Annotated in this window: 21 protein-coding genes and 1 tRNA gene; 17 read left to right on the top strand and 5 right to left on the bottom strand. The window is 57.8% G+C overall.

All coding sequences use genetic code 11. The annotated features are described in order from the left end of the window. Positions 1-99: 99 nt before the first annotated feature. The 17 genes from tuf to CZ345_RS14405 all read left to right on the top strand — a co-directional run bounded on the left by tuf (position 100) and on the right by CZ345_RS14405 (position 19,016). Positions 100-1,293 (top strand): elongation factor Tu, encoded by a 1,194-nt coding sequence (gene tuf, locus CZ345_RS14485; RefSeq protein WP_077073791.1) that lies wholly within the window; start codon positions 100-102, stop codon positions 1,291-1,293. Between the two features lie 4 nt (positions 1,294-1,297). Further along, complete coding sequence (gene rpmG / locus CZ345_RS14480) at positions 1,298-1,447, top strand: 50S ribosomal protein L33 (RefSeq protein ID WP_077073790.1); 150 nt, start codon at positions 1,298-1,300, stop codon at positions 1,445-1,447. A 13-nt stretch (positions 1,448-1,460) separates the two neighbouring features. After that, a tRNA-Trp gene (locus tag CZ345_RS14475) sits at positions 1,461-1,536 on the top strand. Between the two features lie 139 nt (positions 1,537-1,675). After that, positions 1,676-1,867, top strand: coding sequence for a preprotein translocase subunit SecE (gene secE, locus CZ345_RS17500; protein WP_239446703.1), 192 nt, complete (start codon positions 1,676-1,678; stop codon positions 1,865-1,867). Between the two features lie 46 nt (positions 1,868-1,913). Then, on the top strand, positions 1,914-2,507 hold the full coding sequence (gene nusG / locus CZ345_RS14465) for a transcription termination/antitermination protein NusG (protein ID WP_083717499.1): 594 nt from the start codon (positions 1,914-1,916) through the stop codon (positions 2,505-2,507). 85 nt (positions 2,508-2,592) lie between these two features. Further along, a complete protein-coding gene (gene rplK / locus CZ345_RS14460; protein ID WP_077073788.1) occupies positions 2,593-3,015 on the top strand; it encodes a 50S ribosomal protein L11 in 423 nt (140 codons plus the stop codon). Positions 3,016-3,165: 150 nt separating this feature from the next. After that, complete coding sequence (rplA, locus tag CZ345_RS14455; protein ID WP_077073787.1) at positions 3,166-3,873, top strand: 50S ribosomal protein L1; 708 nt, start codon at positions 3,166-3,168, stop codon at positions 3,871-3,873. A gap of 166 nt (positions 3,874-4,039) precedes the next feature. Continuing rightward, positions 4,040-4,561, top strand: coding sequence for a 50S ribosomal protein L10 (gene rplJ / locus CZ345_RS14450; protein ID WP_077073786.1), 522 nt, complete (start codon positions 4,040-4,042; stop codon positions 4,559-4,561). 66 nt (positions 4,562-4,627) lie between these two features. After that, positions 4,628-5,008 carry a 50S ribosomal protein L7/L12 gene (gene rplL, locus CZ345_RS14445; RefSeq protein ID WP_077073785.1) on the top strand — a complete coding sequence of 127 codons (381 nt, stop codon included), beginning with the start codon at positions 4,628-4,630 and terminating at the stop codon, positions 5,006-5,008. A 370-nt stretch (positions 5,009-5,378) separates the two neighbouring features. Continuing rightward, a complete protein-coding gene (locus CZ345_RS17130; protein WP_162274985.1) occupies positions 5,379-5,684 on the top strand; it encodes a hypothetical protein in 306 nt (101 codons plus the stop codon). A gap of 290 nt (positions 5,685-5,974) precedes the next feature. Beyond that, positions 5,975-10,147: a DNA-directed RNA polymerase subunit beta gene (gene rpoB, locus CZ345_RS14430; protein ID WP_077073782.1), complete on the top strand. Its 4,173-nt coding sequence runs from the start codon at positions 5,975-5,977 to the stop codon at positions 10,145-10,147. Between the two features lie 153 nt (positions 10,148-10,300). Beyond that, the gene (gene rpoC / locus CZ345_RS14425; RefSeq protein ID WP_077073781.1) at positions 10,301-14,509 is read left to right on the top strand and encodes a DNA-directed RNA polymerase subunit beta'; all 4,209 of its coding nucleotides are present in this window, start codon (positions 10,301-10,303) and stop codon (positions 14,507-14,509) included. A 216-nt stretch (positions 14,510-14,725) separates the two neighbouring features. Continuing rightward, on the top strand, positions 14,726-15,040 hold the full coding sequence (locus CZ345_RS16775) for a phospholipase D-like domain-containing protein (protein WP_144277376.1): 315 nt from the start codon (positions 14,726-14,728) through the stop codon (positions 15,038-15,040). Then, positions 15,037-15,573, top strand: a complete 537-nt coding sequence (locus CZ345_RS14420; RefSeq protein ID WP_077073780.1) for a hypothetical protein — start codon at positions 15,037-15,039, stop codon at positions 15,571-15,573. Before CZ345_RS16775 ends, CZ345_RS14420 begins: the two co-directional genes overlap by 4 nt. Positions 15,574-15,762: 189 nt before the next feature. After that, positions 15,763-16,479, top strand: a complete 717-nt coding sequence (locus tag CZ345_RS14415) for a GntR family transcriptional regulator (protein WP_077073779.1) — start codon at positions 15,763-15,765, stop codon at positions 16,477-16,479. Positions 16,480-16,551: 72 nt separating this feature from the next. Further along, a complete protein-coding gene (locus tag CZ345_RS14410; RefSeq protein ID WP_083717495.1) occupies positions 16,552-17,526 on the top strand; it encodes a tripartite tricarboxylate transporter substrate binding protein in 975 nt (324 codons plus the stop codon). Between the two features lie 278 nt (positions 17,527-17,804). Continuing rightward, a complete protein-coding gene (locus CZ345_RS14405) occupies positions 17,805-19,016 on the top strand; it encodes an MFS transporter (RefSeq protein WP_077073778.1) in 1,212 nt (403 codons plus the stop codon). A gap of 331 nt (positions 19,017-19,347) precedes the next feature. Here CZ345_RS14405 and cydB read toward each other — a convergent pair whose 3' ends face one another. The 5 genes from cydB to nrdD form a co-directional block, all read right to left on the bottom strand. Beyond that, on the bottom strand, positions 19,348-20,367 hold the full coding sequence (gene cydB, locus CZ345_RS14400; RefSeq protein ID WP_077073777.1) for a cytochrome d ubiquinol oxidase subunit II: 1,020 nt from the start codon (positions 20,365-20,367) through the stop codon (positions 19,348-19,350). A gap of 1 nt (position 20,368) precedes the next feature. Then, complete coding sequence (locus tag CZ345_RS14395) at positions 20,369-21,691, bottom strand: cytochrome ubiquinol oxidase subunit I (RefSeq protein ID WP_077073776.1); 1,323 nt, start codon at positions 21,689-21,691, stop codon at positions 20,369-20,371. A 174-nt stretch (positions 21,692-21,865) separates the two neighbouring features. Further along, positions 21,866-23,074 carry an FprA family A-type flavoprotein gene (locus tag CZ345_RS14390; RefSeq protein ID WP_077073775.1) on the bottom strand — a complete coding sequence of 403 codons (1,209 nt, stop codon included), beginning with the start codon at positions 23,072-23,074 and terminating at the stop codon, positions 21,866-21,868. Positions 23,075-23,151: 77 nt separating this feature from the next. Further along, a complete protein-coding gene (gene rd / locus CZ345_RS14385; RefSeq protein WP_077073774.1) occupies positions 23,152-23,310 on the bottom strand; it encodes a rubredoxin in 159 nt (52 codons plus the stop codon). A gap of 23 nt (positions 23,311-23,333) precedes the next feature. After that, positions 23,334-23,516, bottom strand: coding sequence for an anaerobic ribonucleoside-triphosphate reductase (nrdD, locus tag CZ345_RS14380; protein ID WP_077073773.1), 183 nt, complete (start codon positions 23,514-23,516; stop codon positions 23,334-23,336). Positions 23,517-23,528 lie beyond the last annotated feature (12 nt).

Genomic DNA, 23,528 nt, shown 5'->3' with positions numbered 1-23,528 from the left:
TTTAGGGCTGTTCCCTTATTTAATAGATGTGGGGACAGGACGGCGTCCGCTGCTCAAACAGGGCACCACAACTGCAAGTAACCATTTAGGGAGACCATCATGGGCAAGGAAAAATTTGATCGCTCTAAGCCGCATGTCAACATTGGTACCATCGGCCACATCGACCATGGTAAGACCACTCTGACTGCCGCCATCACCAAGATCGCCGGCCTCAAGGGCCAGGGCCAGTTCATCGCCTACGACGATATCGACAAGGCTCCTGAAGAAAAGGAACGCGGTATCACCATTTCTACCGCTCACGTCGAATACGAGACCGACAAGCGTCACTACGCTCACGTTGACTGCCCCGGCCACGCCGACTACATCAAGAACATGATCACCGGTGCCGCTCAGATGGACGGCGCCATCATCGTGGTTGCCGCCACCGACGGCCCCATGCCCCAGACCCGTGAGCACATCCTGCTCGCCCGTCAGGTCGGCGTGCCCTACATCATCGTGTTCATGAACAAGTGCGACCAGGTCGACGACCCCGAACTGCTGGATCTCGTCGAAATGGAAATGCGCGAACTGCTGACCGCCAACGGCTTCCCGGGCGACGACCTCCCCGTGATCCGCGGTTCCGCTCTGAACGCCCTGAACTGCGACGACTGGCACGCTGAAGATGCCAAGTGCATCCTCGAACTGCTCGATGCCTGCGACAGCTACATCCCCGATCCTGTCCGCGAAACCGACAAGCCCTTCCTCATGCCCATCGAAGACGTGTTCTCCATCTCCGGCCGTGGCACCGTGGTGACCGGTCGTGTGGAACGCGGCGTGGTGAAGGTCGGTGACACCGTGGAAATCGTGGGTATCCGTCCCACCCAGACCACCACTGTGACCGGCGTTGAAATGTTCCGCAAGCTGCTCGATCAGGGTCAGGCCGGTGACAACATCGGTGCTCTGCTCCGCGGCATCAAGCGTGAAGACGTGGAACGCGGCCAGGTTCTCGCCGCTCCCAAGTCCATCACTCCTCACACCAAGTTCAAGTCCGAAGTGTACGTTCTGAGCAAGGACGAAGGCGGCCGCCACACTCCCTTCTTCTCCGGCTACCGTCCTCAGTTCTACTTCCGCACCACCGACATCACCGGCGTGATCAAGCTGGCTGAAGGTGTGGAAATGGTTATGCCCGGCGATAACGCTACCTTCAACGTCGAACTCATCAACCCCATCGCCATGGCTCCCGGTGAACGCTTCGCTATCCGCGAAGGCGGCCACACCGTCGGCTCCGGCGTGGTGACCGAAATCTTGGAGTAATACCATGCGCGTGAACATCCTGCTCGCTTGCACCGAATGCAAGCGCCGCAACTACGCCACGGTTAAGAACAAGAAGAACACTACCGGTCGCCTTGAAGTCAAGAAGTATTGCCCCTGGGACAAGAAACACACGACTCATCGCGAAGCGAAGTAGTGCTTCATAGCGCAGGCCAGTAGCTCCAACGGCAGAGCGGCGGTCTCCAAAACCGCATGTTGGGGGTTCGAATCCCTCCTGGCCTGCCATTTCTTTTGTCTTTTCAGTTTTGAGGCTAACATGAGCAAGAAACAGAGTGACGCCGCGGAAACGAATTCGCAGCCTAAAACGGCTCCCGCCGCCGCATCCAGCAAGTCTGGCCAGTCCGCCGGCGAAAATCGTGGCCTGATGGCGCGCTTTGCTGCATTCAGGGAATATCTTCTCCTGTCTCGCGTTGAGCTGCGCAAGGTCAGCTGGCCCAACTGGAAAGAAACCCGTACCACCAGCATGGTGGTGCTCGGCTTTGTTGCCGTCATGGCCATCCTTCTCGGAGTGGTGGATCTCATCCTTTCCAGTGTGGTTCGTCTGATCCTCGCCTGAGGGAATTTTCGTTCACACTTTCTCCACGTCCGCAAGGTACAATACAATGGCTGAGCAAGAAAGCATCACCGACTTCCCCGTCCATTCTGAATCTGCTGCCGCTCAGGATGCCGGTCACTGGTACATCCTGCATACGTATTCCGGCTTTGAACAGCGGGTCGAGCAGATGATCAGGGAACTGATGCGCACCGGCCAGGACAACGGCTGCATCCACGATGTGGTCGTGCCCACCGAACGAGTCATCGAACTCGGCAAAGGCGGTCAGAAGCGCACTACGACCAGAAAGTTCTATCCCGGTTATGTCATGGTCCGCATGACGATGACCGACCTTTCCTGGCATCTGGTTCAGAATATCCCCAAAGTCACAGGCTTTGTGGGCGGGAAAAATCGTCCTGCACCTATGGGTCCTGGTGAAGCGGAGCGCATTCTTTCGTTGATGGAAACCCGCCAGGAACAGCCTCGTCCCAAGTTCAACTTCGATCGCGGCGACGAGGTCCGGGTCATTGACGGCCCGTTCGGCGGTTTCAATGGCGTTGTGGAAGAGGTCAACTACGACAAGGGCAAGCTCAAGGTGTCCGTGTCCATCTTCGGCCGCCAGACGCCGGTGGAGCTCGATTTCATCCAGGTGACCAAGGGCTGAGCCCTCACCGGATGGTCCGCTCTGAAATATTTCATCGACAGCAGTCAGGCCTGTGCCTGAGACCGCAAAATAAGGATTAACGACAATGGCCAAGAAAGAAGTTGCCAAGATCAAACTGCAGATTCCTGCTGGTGCCGCCAACCCCTCTCCGCCCGTCGGTCCCGCTCTGGGCCAGCACGGCGTGAACATCATGGGGTTCTGCAAGGAATTCAATGCTCGTACTCAGGACCAGAAGGGCATGATCATCCCCGTGATCATCACGGTGTATGCCGACCGCTCCTTCACCTTTATCACCAAGACGCCTCCGGCTCCCGTTCTGCTGATGAAGGCCGCCAAGGTGGAAAAGGGTTCCGGCGAGCCCAACCGTAACAAGGTTGGTTCCGTCACCATGGCTCAGGTTGAGGAAATCGCCAAGCTGAAGATGCCCGACCTGAACTGCAAGGATCTCGAAGGCGCCGTGCGCAACATCATGGGCACCGCGCGCAGCATGGGACTGGACGTCAAGTAATTGCGTCCAGGCGGCAAGACGGCGTCCGTACGTGTGATATGTGGGCGCGTTCATCGCGCCGCGCCTATTTCGTTGGATTCGGCCGTACTGCCGGTACGATGATGCCGGCAGGAGATTCGAGACGACAAGCGCAAAGAAAGGAATACCATCATGCCTACGCATGGAAAAAAATATCGCAATTCGCTGGAAGGCATTGATCTGACCCAGCGTTTTTCCGTGGAGGACGCGGTTGCCAAGTCCCTTGGCGCTTCCTTCGCCAAATTTGATGAAACGGTCGACGTTGCCCTCCGTCTGGGCGTCGACCCCAAGTACTCCGACCAGATGGTCCGCGGTGCTGTTTCCCTTCCTCATGGCCTCGGCAAGACCGTGCGCGTGGCCGTGTTCTGCAAGGGCGACAAGCAGGCTGAAGCCCGCGCCGCCGGCGCTGATGTCGTGGGTGCTGAAGACCTCGTGGCCCAGATCAAGGGCGGCTGGCTGGAATTCGACGCCGCCGTTGCCGCTCCCGACGTCATGGCTCTGGTCGGTCAGGTCGGCCGTGTGCTCGGCCCCCGCGGCCTGATGCCCAACGCCAAGACCGGCACCGTCACCTTCGACGTTGCCAAGGCCGTTCAGGAACTGAAGGCCGGTCGCGTGGACTTCAAGGTGGACAAGGCCGGCGTGCTGCACGCTCCCCTCGGCAAGGTTTCCTTCGGTCCCGAAAAGATCGTGGACAACCTCAAGGCTCTTCTCGACGCCGTTCAGCGCCTGAAGCCTTCCGCCGCCAAGGGCCAGTACATGCTCTCCATGACTGTGTCCACCACCATGGGCCCCGGCTTCAAGGTCGACATGGCCCAGTGCAAGAAGTTTATTGAAGGCTGAGTGACGGGCACCCCTTCCGGGGTGCCTTTCCGCCTTTTCATATTTTAGGCTAGGGAAGGAATTTCGGGTCGAAGACGGCAGGTGGCGCAAGCCTTAATACCCTGCTCAGACAGATTCTTTGGCTCGGCATTCCACAAGACAAACACCCAATCGTGAGGAGCATCACGTGAAGAACAGGTCTGAAAAAGCCGTAATCATCGAGCAGGTCAGAGAAGTCGCCTCTCGTGCTTCGTTTGCGGTTGTGACCGACTTCAAGGGTATGTCGGTGGAAGAGCTGACCGGGCTCCGTGTGGCGCTGCGCGCCGCTGGCGGCGAATACCACGTCGTCAAGAACACTCTTGCCCGCATTGCGTTAGCAGACACCGAACACAGCTCCATCTCTTCTTCTCTGAAGGATAACTGTGCCATCGCCCTTGGATTCAAGGATCCCGTCGGGGTGGCCAAGGCTCTCACGGACTTCGCCAAGACCAACAGCAAGCTGGAAATCCGCCAGGCCAGCCTTGACGGCAAGGCTCTGAGCCCCGCTCAGATCGCCGAACTCGCCAAGCTGCCTTCCAAGGAACAGCTGCTTGCTCAGGCTCTGGCGACCATGAACGCCGTGCCCACCAACTTCGTGTCTCTCATGGCCAATATGGTTCGTCCTCTTCTGTACGCCCTCAAGGCTATCGAAGAAAAGAAGGCCGCGTAAGCGTTCCTTCGGCCGCCATTTCGCCTCAAACCATCAAAAGTCAAAGAATTTTAAGGAGTCATTACCATGGCTGATATCACCAAAGAACAGGTTGTTGAGTTCATCTCCAACATGACCGTGCTCGAACTGGCCGAATTCATCAAGGAACTCGAAGAAAAGTTCGGCGTGTCCGCTGCCGCTCCCGCCGTGGCCGTTGCCGCTGCTCCCGCCGCTGCCGCTCCCGCTGAAGAAGAAAAGACCGAATTCGACGTTATCCTGAAGGAAGTCGGCGCCAACAAGATCGGCGTCATCAAGGTTGTGCGCGCCCTGACCGGCCTCGGCCTCAAGGAAGCCAAGGAAAAGGTGGACGGCGCTCCCTCCACCCTGAAGGAAGGCGTGTCCAAGGAAGACGCCGAAGCCGCCAAGAAGGAACTCACCGAAGCCGGCGCTACCGTCGAAATCAAGTAAGTTTCCTTCACCGCCAGGTGAATATGAGGCCCCTCCCCGGAGGGGCCTTTTCTGTTTAACGCCTCTTTTCTGAAACGAGACTGCCATGCTGCGGGAACGGGACCGGGATGGTCGGAGCCGTAGGGCCGACAGGGGTGCCGCAGCAGGAACCGGCAGTTGCGGCGGAGGGGGCAGAGATGCGTTTCTACGTTCTCCGCCTTCTGCAGAAGCCTTTCTCGGCAGGTGTCGTTCTTTCTGAGGCATCGGAACCCCATACTGTCATCTTCGACTTTTCAGCCCCATTCTTCAAGAAGACATGCATACTTCGCAAGCGGCGGACGTTTTTGCAGCGTACCGACGACTTGCGGCCGGGTAAAAGAGGCAGCGGTTCATGCTGAAGCAGAACTATCCGGCGTTATGGAGGAAAAGCCTCACCTCCAGGGCCGGAATGCGCGTTTTTTACACCGGCTCATCGCAGTATCATATGTTTTTTTGCGTTCCTTCGGAAAAGAATGAAGGGCGCACGTTGCGGTTTTGTGTTTCTGCGCCGGGGAGGAAGAGGGGAACACCATGCGTCTTTCCGGGAAAAGAAAAGATTTGTTGTCGCCGACAGAAAAATACCGGACCGCGCGGAGCGGAAAAGAAGAAATTTTCATTTGTCAACCGAAGGCGGGAATTGTTTTTTCTGAAAAAATAGGTTATCCTGAAATATGGAAAAGGTGTCATGAAAACACTTGCTATTTGCCTGATAAGGGGTTAGTCTGGCTGACTCATTAGGATAATCTCTACGGACGGATATGCAGGCATCCCACATTGAACGTTTTTTCTAGCCAGATGTCATAAAGGACAGGCAACGCCCCCTCCGGGCCAGGGACGGGGGACTTTGTTGCCTGTTTTTCCGCGTCTGTTCGTTTGTGTCAGGGCTTTCTTCCGTTACGTCACATTTCCGGCGCAGGGCCGGACAACTGCCATTCTTGAGGTAAAGTAATGGGTCAGCTTACGAAGCAATTCGGCAAAATCAAAGTGTCCATTCCCATTCCGCACCTTTTGAATCTTCAGGTGGACTCGTACAGCGCCTTCCTGCAGGAAGGGCGCAAGGAATCGGAACGCGACCCCCATGTGGGGCTGGAAGGCGTCTTCCGGTCCGTGTTCCCCATCGAAGATTTTAATCGTACCGCCAGCCTGGAATATCTGGGTTATGACATCAGCGAGCCAAAGTACGACCAGGCCGAGTGCATTTCCAAGGGCCTGACCTACGAAGCTCCCGTGCGTATCAAGGTGCGTCTCGATATTTATGACGTCGACGAAGCAGCCAACACCCGCACCTACCGTGACGGCAAGGAGCAGGACATCTATTTCGGCACGCTTCCGCTGATGACCGAAAAGGGCACGTTCATCGTGAACGGCACCGAACGCGTCATCGTCAATCAGCTGCAGCGTTCCCCCGGCATCATTTTCGAACATGACGGCGGCAAGACGCACACCTCCCGCAAGGTGCTCTATTCCTGCCGCGTCATTCCCATGCGCGGTTCCTGGCTCGATTTCGACTTCGACCATAAGGACATTCTGTACGTCCGCATCGACCGCCGCCGCAAGATGCCCGCAACCATCCTGTTCAAGGCCATGGGCATGTCCAAGACGCAGATCCTCGACACCTTCTACAAGAAGGAAGAGTATCGTCTGGAAGGTTCCCGTCTGCTCATGCGTGCCGATGCCGAACTGTACGCCAACGACAAGGACCGCATCGCCTACAACGACATCCTGGATGCCGAAGGCAATGTGATCGTCAAGGCCGGAAAGAAGCTGAACAAGCGCGACTGGAGAAAGATCTCCGGTGCGGGCATTGAATATATCGAAGTTGCTCCCGACTCCCTGAACGGTCTTTTCCTCGGTGAAGACGTGGTGAACGCCGCCACCGGTGAAATCATGGCCGAAGCGGCCGACGAGCTGACGCCCTCCCTGCTCGAACAGATGCTGGAAGCGGGCGTGACCAGCCTTTCCATCCTGCACACCAAGGGCGCCGATACCTCTTCCTCCATCCGCGACACTCTCATGCTCGACAAGACCACGAGCACCGAGAAGGCGCAGGAGGAAATCTACCGTCGTCTGCGTCCGAGCTCCCCGCCCACGCCCGAAATCGCGGCCAGCTACTTCGACAATCTGTTCCGCAACGCGGACTACTACGATCTGTCCGCCGTGGGCCGCTACAAGCTCAACCTGCGCCTCGGTCTCGACACCGACAAGGACGTGCTGACCCTCACCGACGAGGACATCATCACGGCCATCAAGGTGCTTGTGACCATGAAGGACAGCAACGGCGCGCCCGACGATATCGACCATCTGGGCAACCGCCGCGTGCGTCTGGTGGGCGAACTGGTGGAAAACCAGTACCGTATCGGCCTTGTGCGCATGGAACGCGCCATCAAGGAACGCATGAGCATTCAGGAAGTCGCTTCCCTCATGCCGCACGACCTCATCAACCCCAAGCCCGTGGCTGCGGTGCTCAAGGAATTCTTCGGCACCTCCCAGCTGTCGCAGTTCATGGACCAGACCAACTCCCTGTCGGAAGTGACGCACAAGCGCCGTCTTTCCGCTCTGGGCCCCGGCGGTCTGACCCGCGAACGTGCGGGCTTCGAAGTGCGCGACGTTCATACCTCCCACTACGGCCGTATCTGCCCCATTGAAACGCCTGAAGGCCCGAACATCGGTCTTATCGTTTCTCTGACCACCTACGCCAAGGTGAATGAATACGGCTTCATTGAAACGCCCTATCGCGTGGTGCGCGACGGCCGCAAGACCGACGAGATCGTGCATCTCGACGCCTCCTGCGAAAAGGACCAGATCATCGCCCAGGCCAACGCGCCCGTGGACGAAACCGGCCGTTTCATCGAAGAGAACATGACCGTGCGTTCCACCGGCGGCGACGTGCTCATGGCGAGCCGCGACGAAGTCACCCTGCAGGACATTTCGCCCAGCCAGATGGTGTCCATTTCCGCCGCGCTCATTCCCTTCCTCGAACATGACGACGCCAACCGCGCCCTCATGGGTTCGAACATGCAGCGCCAGGCCGTTCCGCTTCTGCGTTCCGAACGTCCTCTGGTGGGCACGGGCATGGAATACGACGTGGCCCGCGACTCCGGCGCCTGCCTGCTTGCGGAAGGCGACGGCGTGGTGCGCTATGCCGACGCCGAGCGCGTCATCGTGGCCTACGACGACCTGTACATGGAAGATCGCGGCGGCGTGCGCAGCTACGACCTTCTGAAGTACCACAAATCGAACCAGAACTCCTGCTTCGGCCAGAAGCCCACCTGCTATCCCGGCCAGAGGGTGAAGAAGAACGACGTTCTGGCCGACGGTCCCGGCATTGAAAACGGCGAACTGGCTCTGGGCAAGAACCTGGTCGTGGCCTTCATGCCCTGGTGCGGTTACAACTACGAAGACGCCGTGCTCATTTCCGAGCGTGCGGTGCGCGACGACATCTACACGTCCATCCACATCGAAGAATTCGAAGTGGCCGCCCGCGACACCAAGCTCGGACCGGAAGAAATCACCCGCGATATTCCCAACGTGGGCGACGACATGCTGCACAACCTGGACGGCAGCGGCGTCATCCGCATCGGCGCTTCCGTGAAGCCCGACGACATTCTCGTGGGCAAGATCACGCCCAAGGGCGAAACGCAGCTTACTCCTGAAGAGAAGCTGCTGCGCGCCATATTCGGCGACAAGGCCCGCGACGTGAAAAACACCTCCCTCAAGGTTCCCCCGGGAATCGAAGGCACCGTCATCGACGTGAAGGTGTTCAACCGCCGTTCCGGCGAGAAGGACGACCGTACCCGTGAAATCGAGGCCTACGAGATCGCGAAGCTCGACCGCAAGGAAGCGGATCATGTCCGCGCCCTGACCGAGCGTACCCGCGAACGTATGCGTCCTCTCATGGAAGGTCAGGTGCTCGCCGTCGCCATTGCCGGCAAGCGCAAGGGCGAAGTGCTGGCCGAAGCCGGCACCGAACTTACCTGGGACGTCATGCTGGAACTGCCCATCAAGCGCCTGGCCGACATCCTGCGCAACAAGGAGATCAACGAGCAGATCACCCACATGCTGGAAGCCTATGACCGCCAGCTCGAAGTGGTGAAGAAGCTTTACGACGCCAAGCGCGAAAAGGCTACGGAAGGCGACGATCTGCCTCCCGGCGTCATCAAGATGGTCAAGGTGCACATCGCCATCAAGCGTAAGCTTTCCGTGGGCGACAAGATGGCCGGCCGTCATGGTAACAAGGGTGTCGTGTCCATGATTCTGCCTGAAGAAGATATGCCCTTCTTCAAGGACGGCCGTCCCGTGGACGTGGTGCTGAACCCCCTGGGCGTGCCTTCCCGAATGAACATCGGCCAGATCATGGAAACGCATCTGGGCTGGGCCGCCAAGGAACTGGGCCGTCAGCTTGCCGAAATGGTGGACAACGGCGTGGCCATGGACAAGCTCCGTGCGGAAGTGAAGGATATCTTCGCCGCCGACCTGCCTGCCGCCCGTGCCGACGGCATGACCATCGACGAACTGGTGGACAGCATGGATGACGATGCGCTCCGCAAGGCCGTGCTCGGCCTGCGCAAGGGCATCATCACCAAGACCCCCGTGTTCGACGGTGCGGAAGAAGACCAGATCTGGTCGTGGCTGGAACGCGCCGGTCTGCCCAACGACGGCAAGACCGTGCTTTACGACGGCCGCACCGGCGAGCCCTTCGCCAACCGCGTGACCACGGGCGTGATGTACTACCTGAAGCTGCATCACCTCGTCGACGAAAAGATCCATGCCCGTTCCACCGGCCCCTACAGCCTGGTGACGCAGCAGCCCCTCGGCGGTAAGGCCCAGTTCGGCGGCCAGCGTCTCGGTGAAATGGAAGTGTGGGCTCTGGAAGGTTACGGCGCTTCGTACCTGCTGCAGGAATTCCTGACGGTGAAGTCCGACGACGTGGCCGGCCGCGTGAAGATGTATGAAAAGATCGTCAAGGGAGACAACTTCCTTGAAGCCGGTCTGCCCGAATCCTTCAATGTTCTGGTCAAGGAACTCATGTCCCTGGGCCTCAATGTGAACCTTGAACAGGAAGAAACGAAGAAGCCCGCCAAGCCCCGCTTCTTTGTGAACACTCCTGTCATTGAAGAATAGCGGGGGAGCTCCCCGCATCCCTCCGGGAGAATTTCCGGTTCCGCGCTCCGGGCGCGGCGGGCGGTTTCCGCCCGAGGGATGCGGGGAGGCTTTTCCTCACCTGCCTCTAGCTCAGGCAAAGATGAATCCAACCCTCTTGCCAGGGAGATATAGATGAGTCTGGACGATCTGTTTACTGTCCGCGACACGGCGGCCTCCTCCAGCGTGTCGAACATCCGCAATCTGAATTCCATTCAGATCACGCTTGCGTCGCCGGAAAACATACGGGAATGGTCGTACGGCGAAGTCAAGAAGCCGGAAACCATCAACTACCGTACCTTCAAGCCCGAACGCGACGGCCTGTTCTGCGCCAAGATCTTCGGCCCCGTGAAGGACTATGAGTGCAATTGCGGCAAGTACAAGCGGATGAAGCACCGCGGCATCGTCTGCGAAAAGTGCGGCGTTGAAGTCATCGCCTCCAAGGTGCGCCGCGAACGCATGGGTCACATCGAGCTTGCCGCGCCCGTGGCCCATATCTGGTTTTTGAAGACCCTTCCCTCCAAGATCGGCACGCTGCTCGACATGACCATGGCCGACCTTGAGAAGGTGCTGTATTTCGACTCCTATGTGGTTCTGGACCCGGGTTCCACCAACCTGAGCCGCATGCAGGTCATTTCCGAAGACCAGTATCTTCAGATCCTGGAACGCTTCGGCGACGAGTCCCTCAAGGTGGGCATGGGTGCCGAAGCCATCCGCGGCCTTCTGGAAGAGCTCGACCTGCCGTCCCTCAAGGTGAAGCTGCGTGAAGAATCGCAGGAAACCAAGAGCCAGACCAAGAAGAAGAAGCTCACCAAGCGCCTGAAGATCGTGGAAGCCTTCCTGGAATCCAACAACAAGCCCGAATGGATGATCCTGGAAGTCATTCCCGTCATTCCGCCGGATCTGCGTCCTCTGGTTCCGCTGGACGGCGGCCGCTTCGCCACCTCCGACCTGAACGACCTGTACCGCCGCGTCATCAACCGCAACAACCGTCTGAAGCGCCTGAAGGAACTCGGCGCGCCGGACATCATCATCCGCAACGAAAAGCGTATGCTTCAGGAAGCGGTGGATGCTCTGTTCGACAACGGTCGCCGCGGCCGCGCCATCACCGGCACCAACGGCCGTCCGCTGAAGTCCCTTTCCGACATGATCAAGGGCAAGCAGGGCCGCTTCCGTCAGAACCTGCTCGGCAAGCGCGTGGACTATTCCGGCCGTTCCGTCATCTGCGTGGGCCCCTCTCTGAAGCTGCATCAGTGCGGTCTGCCCAAGAAGATGGCTCTCGAGCTGTTCAAGCCCTTCATCTATTCCGAACTGGAAAAGAGAGGCTACGCTTCCACCATCAAGAGCGCGAAGAAGATGGTGGAGCGCGAGGAGCTCGTGGTGTGGGATATCCTGGCCGAAGTGGTGCGCGAATACCCCGTGCTGCTGAACCGTGCTCCTACGCTGCACCGTCTGGGCATTCAGGCCTTTGAACCCCTGCTCGTGGAAGGCAAGGCCATCCGTCTGCATCCGCTCGTGTGTACGGCGTACAACGCCGACTTCGACGGCGACCAGATGGCCGTGCATATCCCGCTTTCCGTGGAAGCGCAGATCGAATGCCGCGTGCTGCTCATGAGCACCAACAACATTCTTTCTCCGGCAAACGGCAGCCCCGTCATCATTCCCTCGCAGGACATGGTTCTCGGTCTGTACTACATGACCATGGACCGTTCCTTCTGCAAGGGCGAAGGCATGACCTTCTGCGGTCCCTGGGAAGTGGAAGCCGCCTACGACGCCAAGCAGCTTGACCTGCATGCGCGCATCAAGGTGCGCATGGGTTCCGGCAAGCCCGTGGAAACCACCTGCGGCCGCGTGCTGGTATGGGAACGTCTGCCTCATGTGCTGCCCTTTGAAGAAGTCAACAAGGTGCTCACCAAGAAGGCCATCGGCAAGCTCGTGGGCATCGCCTACAAGGCCGCCGGCATTAAGAACACCGTCATCCTGTGCGACCAGCTGAAGAACATCGGTTACGAGTTCTCCACCCGCGCAGGTATTTCCATCGGCCTGAAGGACATGACCATTCCTTCCCGCAAGAAGGCCATCATTTCCGCTTCGCAGGCGGAAGTGGACGACATCGAGCAGCAGTACCGCAACGGTATCATCACCCGTACGGAAAAGTACAACAAGGTGGTTGACGTGTGGTCGCAGACCTCCACCAACATTTCCAAGGAAATGATGAAGGAGATTTCCGTCGACCATGTGGTGGATCCGAAGACGGGCCGCGAAGCCGACGACACGAGCTTCAACCCCATCTTCATGATGTCCAACTCCGGCGCTCGAGGCAACGCGGACCAGATGAGACAGCTCGGCGGTATGCGCGGTCTGATGGCCAAGCCTTCCGGCGCCATCATCGAAACGCCTATTACCGCGAGCTTCCGTGAAGGCCTCACCGTGCTGCAGTACTTCACCTCCACGCACGGCGCCCGTAAGGGTCTGGCCGATACCGCTCTGAAGACGGCCAACTCCGGTTACCTGACCCGTCGTCTCGTGGACGTGGTGCAGGACGTCATCGTTTCGCAGGAAGACTGCAACACCGTGGACGGCATCGAAATGACCGCTCTGCGCGAAGGGAACGAAATCAAGCTCCCCCTGCGCGACCGCATCATCGGCCGTGTGCTGCTTTACCCGGTCATGCATCCCACCACCAAGGAACTGCTGTTCCCCGCCAACACTCTGGTGGACGAAAAGGTGGCCAACGCGCTGGACGAAGCCGGCGTGGGCACTGTGACCATCCGCTCCGCGCTCACCTGCCAGGCGGAACGCGGCGTGTGCGCCCTGTGCTACGGCCGTGACCTCGCCCGCGGGCATCTCGTCAACGTGGGTGAAACCGTGGGTATCATCGCCGCTCAGTCCATCGGTGAACCCGGCACGCAGCTGACCATGCGTACCTTCCACATCGGCGGTACCGCTTCGGCTCAGGTGGCCAAGTCCAGCTTCGAGGCGCAGAACTCCGGCCGCATCAGCCTGACCCGCGTCAAGGCCGTCATCAACCGCGACGGCGTGGCCATGGTCATCGGCAAGAGCGGTCAGCTCACCATCGTGGACGAACAGGGCCGCGAAGCGGAAAAGTACATCCTGCCCAACGGCGCCCGCCTCTACGTCAATGACGGCGAGGAAGTGGTGAAGGGCAAGATGCTTGCCGAATGGGACCCCTTCAACGAACCCTTCATCACGGAAGTGGACGGTTTCATCCGCTTCAAGGACATCATCGAAGGCAAGACGGTGCAGGAAAAGATGGACGAGGCCACCCGCCAGTCCACCCGCACCATCATGGAATACCGCACCACGAGCTTCCGCCCGGCCATCGACATCACGGCGGAAGACGGCACCATCAAGTCCCGCACGTCGGCGCAGGGCACGGGTTCCATCCCGGCCACCTACACCATGCCGGTGGGCGCCCTCATCATGGTGAAGGACGGCGAGGCCGTGCAGGCCGGTGACATCATCGCCCGTAAGCCCCGTGAAACTTCCAAGACCAAGGATATCGTGGGTGGTCTTCCCCGCGTGGCCGAGCTCTTCGAAGCCCGCAAGCCCAAGGAAATGGCCGTGGTGTCGGAAATCTCCGGCATCGTGGAATACGCGGGCGAATCCAAGGGCAAGAGAAAGCTCATCGTGCGTCCTGAAGTGGGCGAACCCAAGGAATACCTCATTCCCAAGGGCAAGCACATCACCGCGTCCGAAGGCGACTATGTGGAGGCCGGCGAACCCGTGACCGAAGGGCATCCCGAACTGCACGACATTCTGCATACCCGCGGTGAAAAATACCTGGCCCGCTACCTCGTGGACGAAATCCAGGAAGTGTACCGCTTCCAGGGCGTGGGTATCGACGACAAGCACATCGAAGTCATCGTGCGTCAGATGCTGAAGAAGGTGACCATCCTCGATCCGGGGCAGACCACCTTCCTCGTGGGCGAACAGGTGGACAAGGTGGAATTCAAGGAAGAAAACGACAAGGCCATTGCCGAAGGCCGCCAGCCCGCCGTGGCCGAGCCTCTGGTTCTGGGCATCACGCAGGCCTCTCTGAGCTCCCTGTCGTGGGTGGCCGCCGCCTCCTTCCAGGAAACCACCAAGGTGCTCACCGAGGCTTCCCTCAAGGGCAAGCACGACTACCTGCGCGGCCTGAAGGAAAACGTCATCGTGGGTCGCCTTATTCCCGCCGGTACGGGCTACCGCGAATACGTCAATCAGGACATCGAGGTGCCGGACCAGAAGGAACGCCCCAACAAGTACCTGCGCGACCTTGAGGAAAACCCCATCATCGCCCCTGATATCGAAACCGGTATCAACAACGCGATGAACGACTGATCAGCAGGGAGGCTTCTCTCCCGCATTGCATAACAACGAGGCCGGTGCCTTCCCTCCGAAAGGAGCGGCGGGTACCGGCCTCGTTTCGTATGCGCCGCCTTTAGGAACCTGTCTTTCCTTCCCTGTAGCGGTGTTCTGATGTGAAGTCTGGCATGATTTGCCATTCTTCCGTCATGTAGATAATACTTTTTGAAAATATATGTGGGAGGGCGTATCATGGCGCTGTTTCATCATTTTCTTTCCTCTTCAAAGAATGAGGGACCCCGGCTTGTCACTGCGGCGGCCATGTCTTTGTATCTTGAAAAAATGCTTGAAGAAGCAAAGAAAATTATTATCATAGTATCTCCTTATATAAAAATGAATACACGAGTTTATCATATTCTTAAGGGAAAAAGGGAATGTGGTGTCGAGATAAGAATCATATATTGTGAAGATTTTTTGCATGAGGAAGTAGCGTCACAATTGTTTAAAAGAAAAATCTCCATGCAAAATGTTTTCTTACGGAAAACGATATTCTGCTGGGAAGTATGAATTTATACGACTACAGTCAGGTGAATAATGATGAAATGGCGATATATTTCACAAAAAATGAAAATGAAGCTCTTTATTCATCCATAAAAAAGGAAGTATTTAAATTATGTAAGTCGTTCTCAGAGGCTGTGCCGGTAGATGAAAAGAGAAATTCCGGGAAAAGTACAGGACTGGAACCGGGGAAAAAATATGAAAAAGCGGAGCTGGAGAAATACTTTTCCTTTATCGGTGCTTGTCGAGGAGGTATTAATCAGACAAAAAAGGGAAATATCGTTCTTTTCATGACGTCATTCAGTAAATATGTAAATGAGGAAAAGGACGGCATCATTTATTATATGGGACAGAATACGGGGACACCGGAACAGCTGCTGAAATATGGAAACAAGGCTCTATACGATTCTTTTGCTTATGGAATAGGGCGTATTTTTTTATTTAAAGATGATGTCTTTCAAGGCGAATATGTTATCTGCAGGAAACCGTATCAGGAAAAGGGAAAGTGGTATTTTCCTCTAACCCTCAGTTTCAGAAGGTAGTTTTTTCGACGCGAGGGGCTGATTTTGTAATGCAGGCATCAAGAGTATGTTTCACCATTTCCTCAGCTGGAGCTCCGACGGGGAGACCTGTCGGAAATTGATGATGTTTCCGGCGCGGCAGGGCTTGACCTTCATAATGCTTATGAGTAAAAAATAGGTAAGACGTCTTACCTATATTGAGGAAGATGTATGAAAGTTCTCATTCAGGAGATTCGTCAGCGGATTCTTGATCTGATCGATCGCTTTGAAAGCGACAAGGGCAGGCTGCCTCCGGAAGACGACCTCAAGGACATGCTGGGAGTAAGCAGACCCACGGTACGCGAAGCTCTGGCGGTTCTTTGTCACGAAGGAGTGATTTCCAAGCGGCACGGCGTGGGCAACGTCATCCAGTACAGCGTGCTTCATACGCCTATGCGCTTCGAGGCACAGCGTGACTTCAAGGCCATGCTGAGGGAAGGCGGCCATACGGTGAGGACCGTCCGGGAGGTTCCTTTTCCCGCCCGTGGTGATTCACTGGTGGAGCAGGAAGATTTTCCCGTGAAGTGTTCCCTGCCGAGTCCCCGGCTTTTGCAGAAGACCGTTCATTATCAGGATGAGCGTCCGGCGGTGCTGACCTATAATTTTTTTGAAGCCAGGGAGGTGGACGACAGTTCCGTGTTTTCGGAAATGGGATATGCCGAGCTTGTGGAGCATCTTTCAGGCGAGAGGCTGTCACATAAGCTCATGGCGTTTATCCCGTGGGTCATGGAAAAAACGCTTTCCGAAGCATTCGGTCTTCCCGAAGGAACGCCCGTGCTTTTGTGGCATGAAAGAAATTTCAGTCTGCAGGATAGGCTTATCTGTGAAAGCGTGGTCTTTTTTAATCCGCAAGTGGTGACACTGCATTCTTTCCACCGCTGGTCCTAGAAGAGGCTCTGCCGCAGGAGCAGGGCAGGGCGGCAAACGGTTTGCAGTGGGTTGAACCGTACAGGAGAGGTTATGCTTCAGGAAAAGTTCGGCATGAAAAAATGCCTGTCCGTTCTGCTTGCCTTCATCATGCTCGCGTACGCTTCGCTCGCGTCCGCCGCAGGGTATCCCGAAAAGCCCGTGACGGTATGGCATCCCTTCGCTCCCCGTGTCTCCTATGATACTATAGGGGAATATTACAGCACGGAAATGGAAAAGATGCTCGGGCAGCCTTTCGTCATGAAGCACGGTTTGAAGGGCGAGGCCGCCCGGCAGACACTTCAGGCCCCTGCGGACGGATATCATATTTTTTATGCAGGCATGGGACCGTTGGCCCTCGGGCCTCTGATGGAGCATGTGGATTTTACGCTTGAGGATTTCCGTCCCATCGGGCGTGTGACGTTGCTGCCCATAGTGCTGTTTGCCGGTAAGAACGCGCCGTTTTCCACCTATGAGGGGTTTGTCGAGTATGCCAAGGCCCATCCCGGAAAGGTGCGCATCGCCATTACCAACAAGCCGAGTTCTCTTCAGATCGGTATGACGTATTTCATCAGGAAGCATACGGATCTGGATGTGCAGCTTCTGGAGCAGAGCAGCCCCAAGGAAGCGGCGGAATGGCTGCTCGACGGGCGTGTGGATATGCTCCTCACCCATCCGCCGGATGCCGAGCGCTGGGTGAAAAGCGGCGACTTCGTTCCTCTGGCCACGTTTGCCGGAAAGAGACTGCCCGTTTATCCTGATGTCCCTACCATGAGGGAGCTGGGGTACGACTGGGAGCAGACCAGTTGGAGAGCTCTCATGGTACGTCGCGATACGCCCGAAGACGTGGTGCGGATACTGGAAGAGGCTTCGGCAAAGATCTATGCATCCGAAGGCGCTCAGAACGCGGTGAGAAACTGGGAAACCATTGCCTGGATGGGATCGGAGGAAACGGAAGCGTTTCTTTATCAGGAAGTGGAACGCTATAAGAAGATGGCAGCGGAACTCGGTATGTTGATACGGCGTTGATCCCGGTCGTAAGTCTGGACGAACCGGGCGTTCCCGAATACGGCCCCTCCGGTCATCATGCATGGCGGAGGGGCTTTGTTTTCAGCTTGTGCAGGAGAGAAGCGTAACAGTCGAGTTTTCTTGGAGAATATCCGCATTTCGGAAAGATGGTGACGACGTGCCTGCGCGATTGGGCCTGAGTTGACAGCATACGCGCATATCCGTATCTCCATGAATGCGCCCGCAGCACGATCTGGACGTTCGTTGCCGGGCGCTTTTTTCATGGAGGGAGGCAGAAGATGGAGGAAGAGAAGGGCATTCTTGCAGGCGGAACCCTGAAGGCCATATTCAACCGTAATTTCAATGTGGTGGCCGTCATCAATCTGCTTGTCATGACGGCCTATTACATGATTTTCGTCACCGGTACGCTCTATGTGCGCGAATCCTACGGCGCAAGCCTGAGCGTAGCGGGCTTTTCCAGCGGAATCATGGTCATAGGCTGCCTTTCCGGGCGCTTCGTCGCAGGGAGTCTGCTTTCCCTGTTCGGCTGCCGCAGCATTCTTCTTGCCGGTCTCCTGCTCTATGTCGGAAGCGTGGCCTCCTTTTTCCTTGCAGGTTCGCTCCCGCTTCTTTTTCTTCAGCGTCTTTTCACCGGTATTGCCGTAGGAGTGACGGGTACGGCCACGGGTACCATTGTGGCCTATGTCGTGCCGCGGCAGTACCACGGACTCGGCATTAGCCTTTTCACCATGAGTGCGGCGCTCGCGCTTGCGGCGGGACCTTTTCTCGGCATCACGCTCATCCGCAGCGCGGATTATGCCGCCGTGGTGTGGACGGCGCTTGTTGCCGGTGCAGGTTCCGTAGCGGCCTTCTGCGCGCTTCAGGCCATGCCCTCCATGCTGAAGAAGCACCGTTCCATGACGGATCTGTACAGCTATATCGACCCTCGCGTTGTCCGCTTTTCTCTGGTGGCTCTGGTTGCCTGCCTGGGCTATGGGTGCGTGCAGGCCTTCCTTACCGCCTTTGCGGAAGAAAAGGGGCTCACCTGGGCCGCGGGTGTGTTCTTTCTTGTGTATGCCGCCGCAGCGCTGGGTACGCGTCCCTTCAGCGGGCATATTCTCGATCATTACGGGGAAAACGTGGTCTTTTACCCCGCGCTGCTTCTCATGGCCATGGCCATGACGCTGCTTGCCACGGCGGAGACGAGTGCTGAGTTTCTTTTTGTCGCGCTTCTTCTCGGTGCGGGCTTCGGCAATTTTCAGTCCGCCGGGCAGGCTGTTTCGCTGACGCTGGTCACACGTTCGCGTTTTGCCCAGGCAACCACCACATTCTTTCTTTTTTTCGATCTCGGCATAGGGCTGGGACCGTATCTCTTCGGTTTTCTCGTGCCGATGGCAGGGTATGAAGGCATGTTCCTTGCGCTTGCCGCAACGGCCCTTGCCTCCGCATGTCTGTACTGGTTCGAGCACGGCAGGTTCCACGGACGCCGCGGAAACGGCCGCAGGCGCTGATGTGCCGCGAGTTTTTTGTTTCCGCCATTCCTTCCCCTGTTTTTTGTGAAATCACTTATGGCAGGGCTTCAGAAGCGTTTTTGAGCATGCTCCGGGAGGATGATGCGTGAGTCTCCGCGGTGTCTGGTATCGTCTGCTCCGGTGAAGGAGAAGGGGATGCGCGGGAAGCGGCGGAGCCGCAGTGCTTCCGTTTTCGTGCCCGGGGCGCTGCCGCGGCGGTTATGCCGATTTTTCAAGATCCGGTCGGAATTTTCTACGCAAAATGCCCGCGCCTTTTACAACGACGCGGGCATTTTCATGAATCGGCGGGGAGTCGGAACTCCCGTGCTGATTAATAGGAGTGTTCGTCCTTCAGGGTTTCCTTCGTCACCTTGTGGGCGAAGGTCCAGTAAACCCAGGCCTGATAGGCAAGAACCACGGGCACGGCGCAGAGGGTGACCGTGAGCATGATCTTCAGGGTAAGGGGACTGGAGGCGCCGTTGAAGATGGTGATGCTGTAGGCCGGATCAATGCTGGAAAGAATGATGCCGGGATACATGCCGAACACGCCGAAGAAGGTGAGACCCAGGATGAACAGGGCGCTGCATATCCAGGCGATGAGGGTGCTGGAGTGCAGGCAGAGGCGGCTGGCCACGAGACCGATGACGGCAAGGGCAAGGGCCGCGTAGGCGGCGGGATGCTGAGCCAGACGGTCGAAGCTTTCGGTATAGTGCCCGGTGAGCGCGAGGAACACGAGCACCATGGAAAGCAGCAGGGGCCAGAGCACTCTGGCGGCCTTGAAGGCCTTGACCTGAAGGTTGCCTTCGGACTTGAGTTCCAGCCAGAGCGCGCCGTGATAGCAGAACATGATGACGAAGAGCACGCCGCCGGCAAGGCCGTAGGGGTTCAGGAGCTTGAGGATGTTGCCGTGGTACACGCCGTTTCCGTCGATGGGAATGCCCATGAAGAGGTTGGCGAAGGCCACGCCGAGCAGCAGAGCGGGCAGGAAGCTCCCCAGAGTCATGCACACGTCCCAGCTGAAGATCCAGGTGCAGGAATCGCCCTTGCCGCGGAATTCGAAGGCCACGGCCCGGAAGATGAGGCAGAACAGCAGGATGAGCAGGGGCGCATACAGCGCGCTGAACATGACGGCGTAGGCGTTGGGGAAGGCCGCGAAGGTCACGCCGCCCGCAGTGATGAGCCACACTTCGTTGCCGTCCCAGTAGGGACCCTGAGCATTGTAGATGACGCGGCGTTCATGGTCGTTGGAGGCCAGGAAGGGCATGAGGCTGCCCATGCCGAGGTCGAAGCCGTCGAGAATGAAGTACACGGCCCAGAGGAGCGTCCAGAGGAAGAACCAGATTGTTTCCATGTTACGCCTCCTGAGCGGGCTTGGCGGGTTCGGGGCCCTTGCGGGAGTTGGTGTACAGAAGCCAGATGTCTATCAGACCGAGCAGCGTGTAGATGGCCAGGAAGGCGATGACGGAAAGCAGCACCGAGCTGGTGGGCACGGGAGACACCGCATCCGAGGTACGCATGAGGTTGTAGACGATCCAGGGCTGACGGCCCACTTCCGCCACAGTCCAGCCGAACATGATGGTGATGTAGGGCAGGGGAATCATCCAGGGCAGGATTCTGGCAAGGCGCGTGTCGGAAGCGATGTCCTTGCGGCGCCACCAGGCCCAGGCAGCCACGAAGATGAACAGACAGCCCATGGCCACCATGATGCGGAAGGAAAGGAAGGTGGGCAGAACGGGAGGAATGTCTTCCTTGGCGAAGTCGCTCAGGCCCTTGACCTCGGCGTTCACGTCGTTGAAGGCGATGAAGCTCATGAGGCCGGGAATGGGCAGGGCTTCGACAAGATTGCGGCCGTTTTCCTGATCGGGCCAGGCCAGAAGATACATGGGAGCTCTGGTCTGCGTGGTCCAGTGCGATTCCATGGCGGCCATCTTCGCGGGCTGATACCGGGCCACGTTCATACCCTGCTGATGACCGGCCACGCCCACGAGAAGGGCCATGATGAGGGTGAAGGGCGCCGCGATGCGCACGGCCTTGGTGAAGAGAGCCACTTCGTTCCTGCGGGCGAGATGCCATGCGGCGACACCGAGCACGAAGAAGCCGCCGAGCATCCAGGCAGAGGAAACGGTGTGGAAATATTCACCCCAGGCGTAGGGGTTGGAAACGACGGCGAAGAAGTCGTCGAGTTCCGCGCGGCCGTTGCGGATGACATAGCCCACGGGGTGCTGCATGAAGCCGTTGGCAAGGATGATCCACAGCGCGGAGATGTTGCCCGCAATGGCCACCATCCAGATGGCGAAGCAGTGCACCTTCTTGTTCACCTTTTCCCAGCCGAAGGTCCACACGGCCACGAAGGTGGATTCGAGGAAGAAGGCCACCGTGGCTTCAATGGCCAGAAGCGAACCGAAAATGTCGCCCACATAGGCGGAGTAGCGCGACCAGTTGGTGCCGAACTGGAATTCGAGCGTGATGCCGGTCACCACGCCGAGAACGAAGTTGATGAGGAAGAGTTTGCCCAGGAATTTGACCATTCTCTTGTAGTCCTCGTCTCCCGTGCGCACATAGAGCGTTTCCATGATGGCGAGCAGGATGGAAAGCCCCAGAGTGAGGGGAACGAAGATGAAGTGGAAGAAAACGGTCATGGCAAACTGGAGGCGGGAAAGGAGGATGAGATCCATGCTGAACTCCTTGGTGCTTTCTGGCGCATCCAGATGTGCGGCCTGTGCGTCGGCCGAAGCGGTGTTGTTTCGTGGTGCCGGGCGGAGGCGGGAAGGCTCGCCTTCCGAAGCGTTCCGCCCGAAGCGCGTACCCGCCGGCCGGGAGCCGGCGGGCGCGCGTCAGGCTTCAGGCGATCAGGCGCCGCACTTTTCCTTCAGGGCGCGGGCCACGGCGGCGCCGAGTTCACGGCACCTGGCGAGGTCTTCTTCCTGGGGATTGAAGTAGCACTTGAGCGGTTCGCCTACGAGTTCGACCTTCATTTCGGCAAGGGCGTCGGCCATCATCTTGGGGGCTTCGCCGGACCAGCCGTAGGTGCCGAAGGTGGCGCCCACGAGGTTCTGGGGACGCAGGCCCTTCACATGGGCAAGGCACGCCATCATGTTGACCATGGGCATGTTGTTGCGCGTGGCGGAACCGAGGATGAGGGCGCCGCTGTCGGCCAGTTCGGTCATCACGTCGCTGCAGTGGCTGTTCTGGAGGTTCACGAGCACATAGGGCACGTTTTCCGCTTCCAGGCCGTCGGCCACGGCTTCGGCCATCTTGGTGGTGCCGTTCCACATGCTTTCATAGGCGATGACGGCGCGAAGCTGAGGCTTCTGTTCGGCAAAGGCCCTGTAGGAGTCGATGACGAACTTCACGTCTTCGGGGGTGCGGAAAATGAGGCCGTGGTCGGGAGCGATGATGTCGAAGGCAAGGCCGAGATCGCCCACGCGCTTCAGGGTCTTGAGCACCTGGGGCGAGTAGGGCAGCACGATGTTGTAGTAGTAGCGCTTCATGGAATCATAAAGCACGGTGCGGTCGCATTCATCCGCGAAACGGAAGGAGCTTGCGATGTTCTGGCCGAAGGCGTCGTTGCTGAAGAGCACCTTGTCTTCTTCAAGATAGGATACCATGCTGTCGGGCCAGTGCAGCATACGGGTTTCCAGGAAGGTGATGTTGCGCTTGCCGATGTTCAGGCGGTCGCCGTCCTTGACGATCTCGATGGGCCACCCTTCGGTATTATAGATGTTGGTCATGGACTTGTAGCCCATGGGGGAACAGAAGATCTTTTCCGGCTTGCACAGCTTCACGATACGGGGAAGCGCGCCGGAATGGTCCTGTTCCAGGTGATTGCACACGATGTAGTCGATGCTTTCCGGATCGGTGATTTCGGAAATGTGTTTCACCAGCGTTTCGAATTCGTGGGCGTTCACGGTATCGAAGAGCACCTTCTTTTCGTCGCACACAAGGTAGGCGTTGTAGGTGCTGCCCTCGGGAGAGCGGCTGTAGTGGTGGAAGTTGCGGATGTCGAAGTCGACGGCGCCGACCCAGTAAATGTCCTTCTTCAGTTCGACAGGTCTCATCTTTTCCTCGGTTTGGCTAAAACAAAAAAGCGGGAAGCCTTCTTTCGAAGGCTGCCCGCACACGGATGTGTCGGAAATTATTCGGCCTCAAAATCGGCCTTGGAAGCGCCGCAGACGGGGCAGACCCAGTCTTCGGGGATGTCTTCAAAGGCGGTGCCGGGAGCGATGCCGGAATCGGGATCGCCGACGGCGGGGTCGTATTCATAACCGCAGACATTGCAGGTGTACTTTTTCATGGGATGTTCTCCTTGGTTGCGGCTCAGCGCCAGGTTTCCATGTTGCAGTGTTTTACTCTGTCGTGCTCTTCCGCGCGCTTGCCGTTGTTGAAGCGGTCGGTCGTGCCTACAAGGTAGCCGGTGATGCGGCGGATGCGTTCGAACTTCACGCCGGTTCCGGCAAGTTCCTCCAGCCGGGAGGTGGAGGAGGACTTGCAGTGTATCATGAACGTGTGCCC

Source organism: Mailhella massiliensis, assembly GCF_900155525.1.
GTDB classification, from domain to species: Bacteria; Desulfobacterota; Desulfovibrionia; order Desulfovibrionales; family Desulfovibrionaceae; genus Mailhella; species Mailhella massiliensis.
Note: the sequence above shows the minus strand (reverse complement) of the source record. Positions and strands in the feature narration are given on the sequence as shown.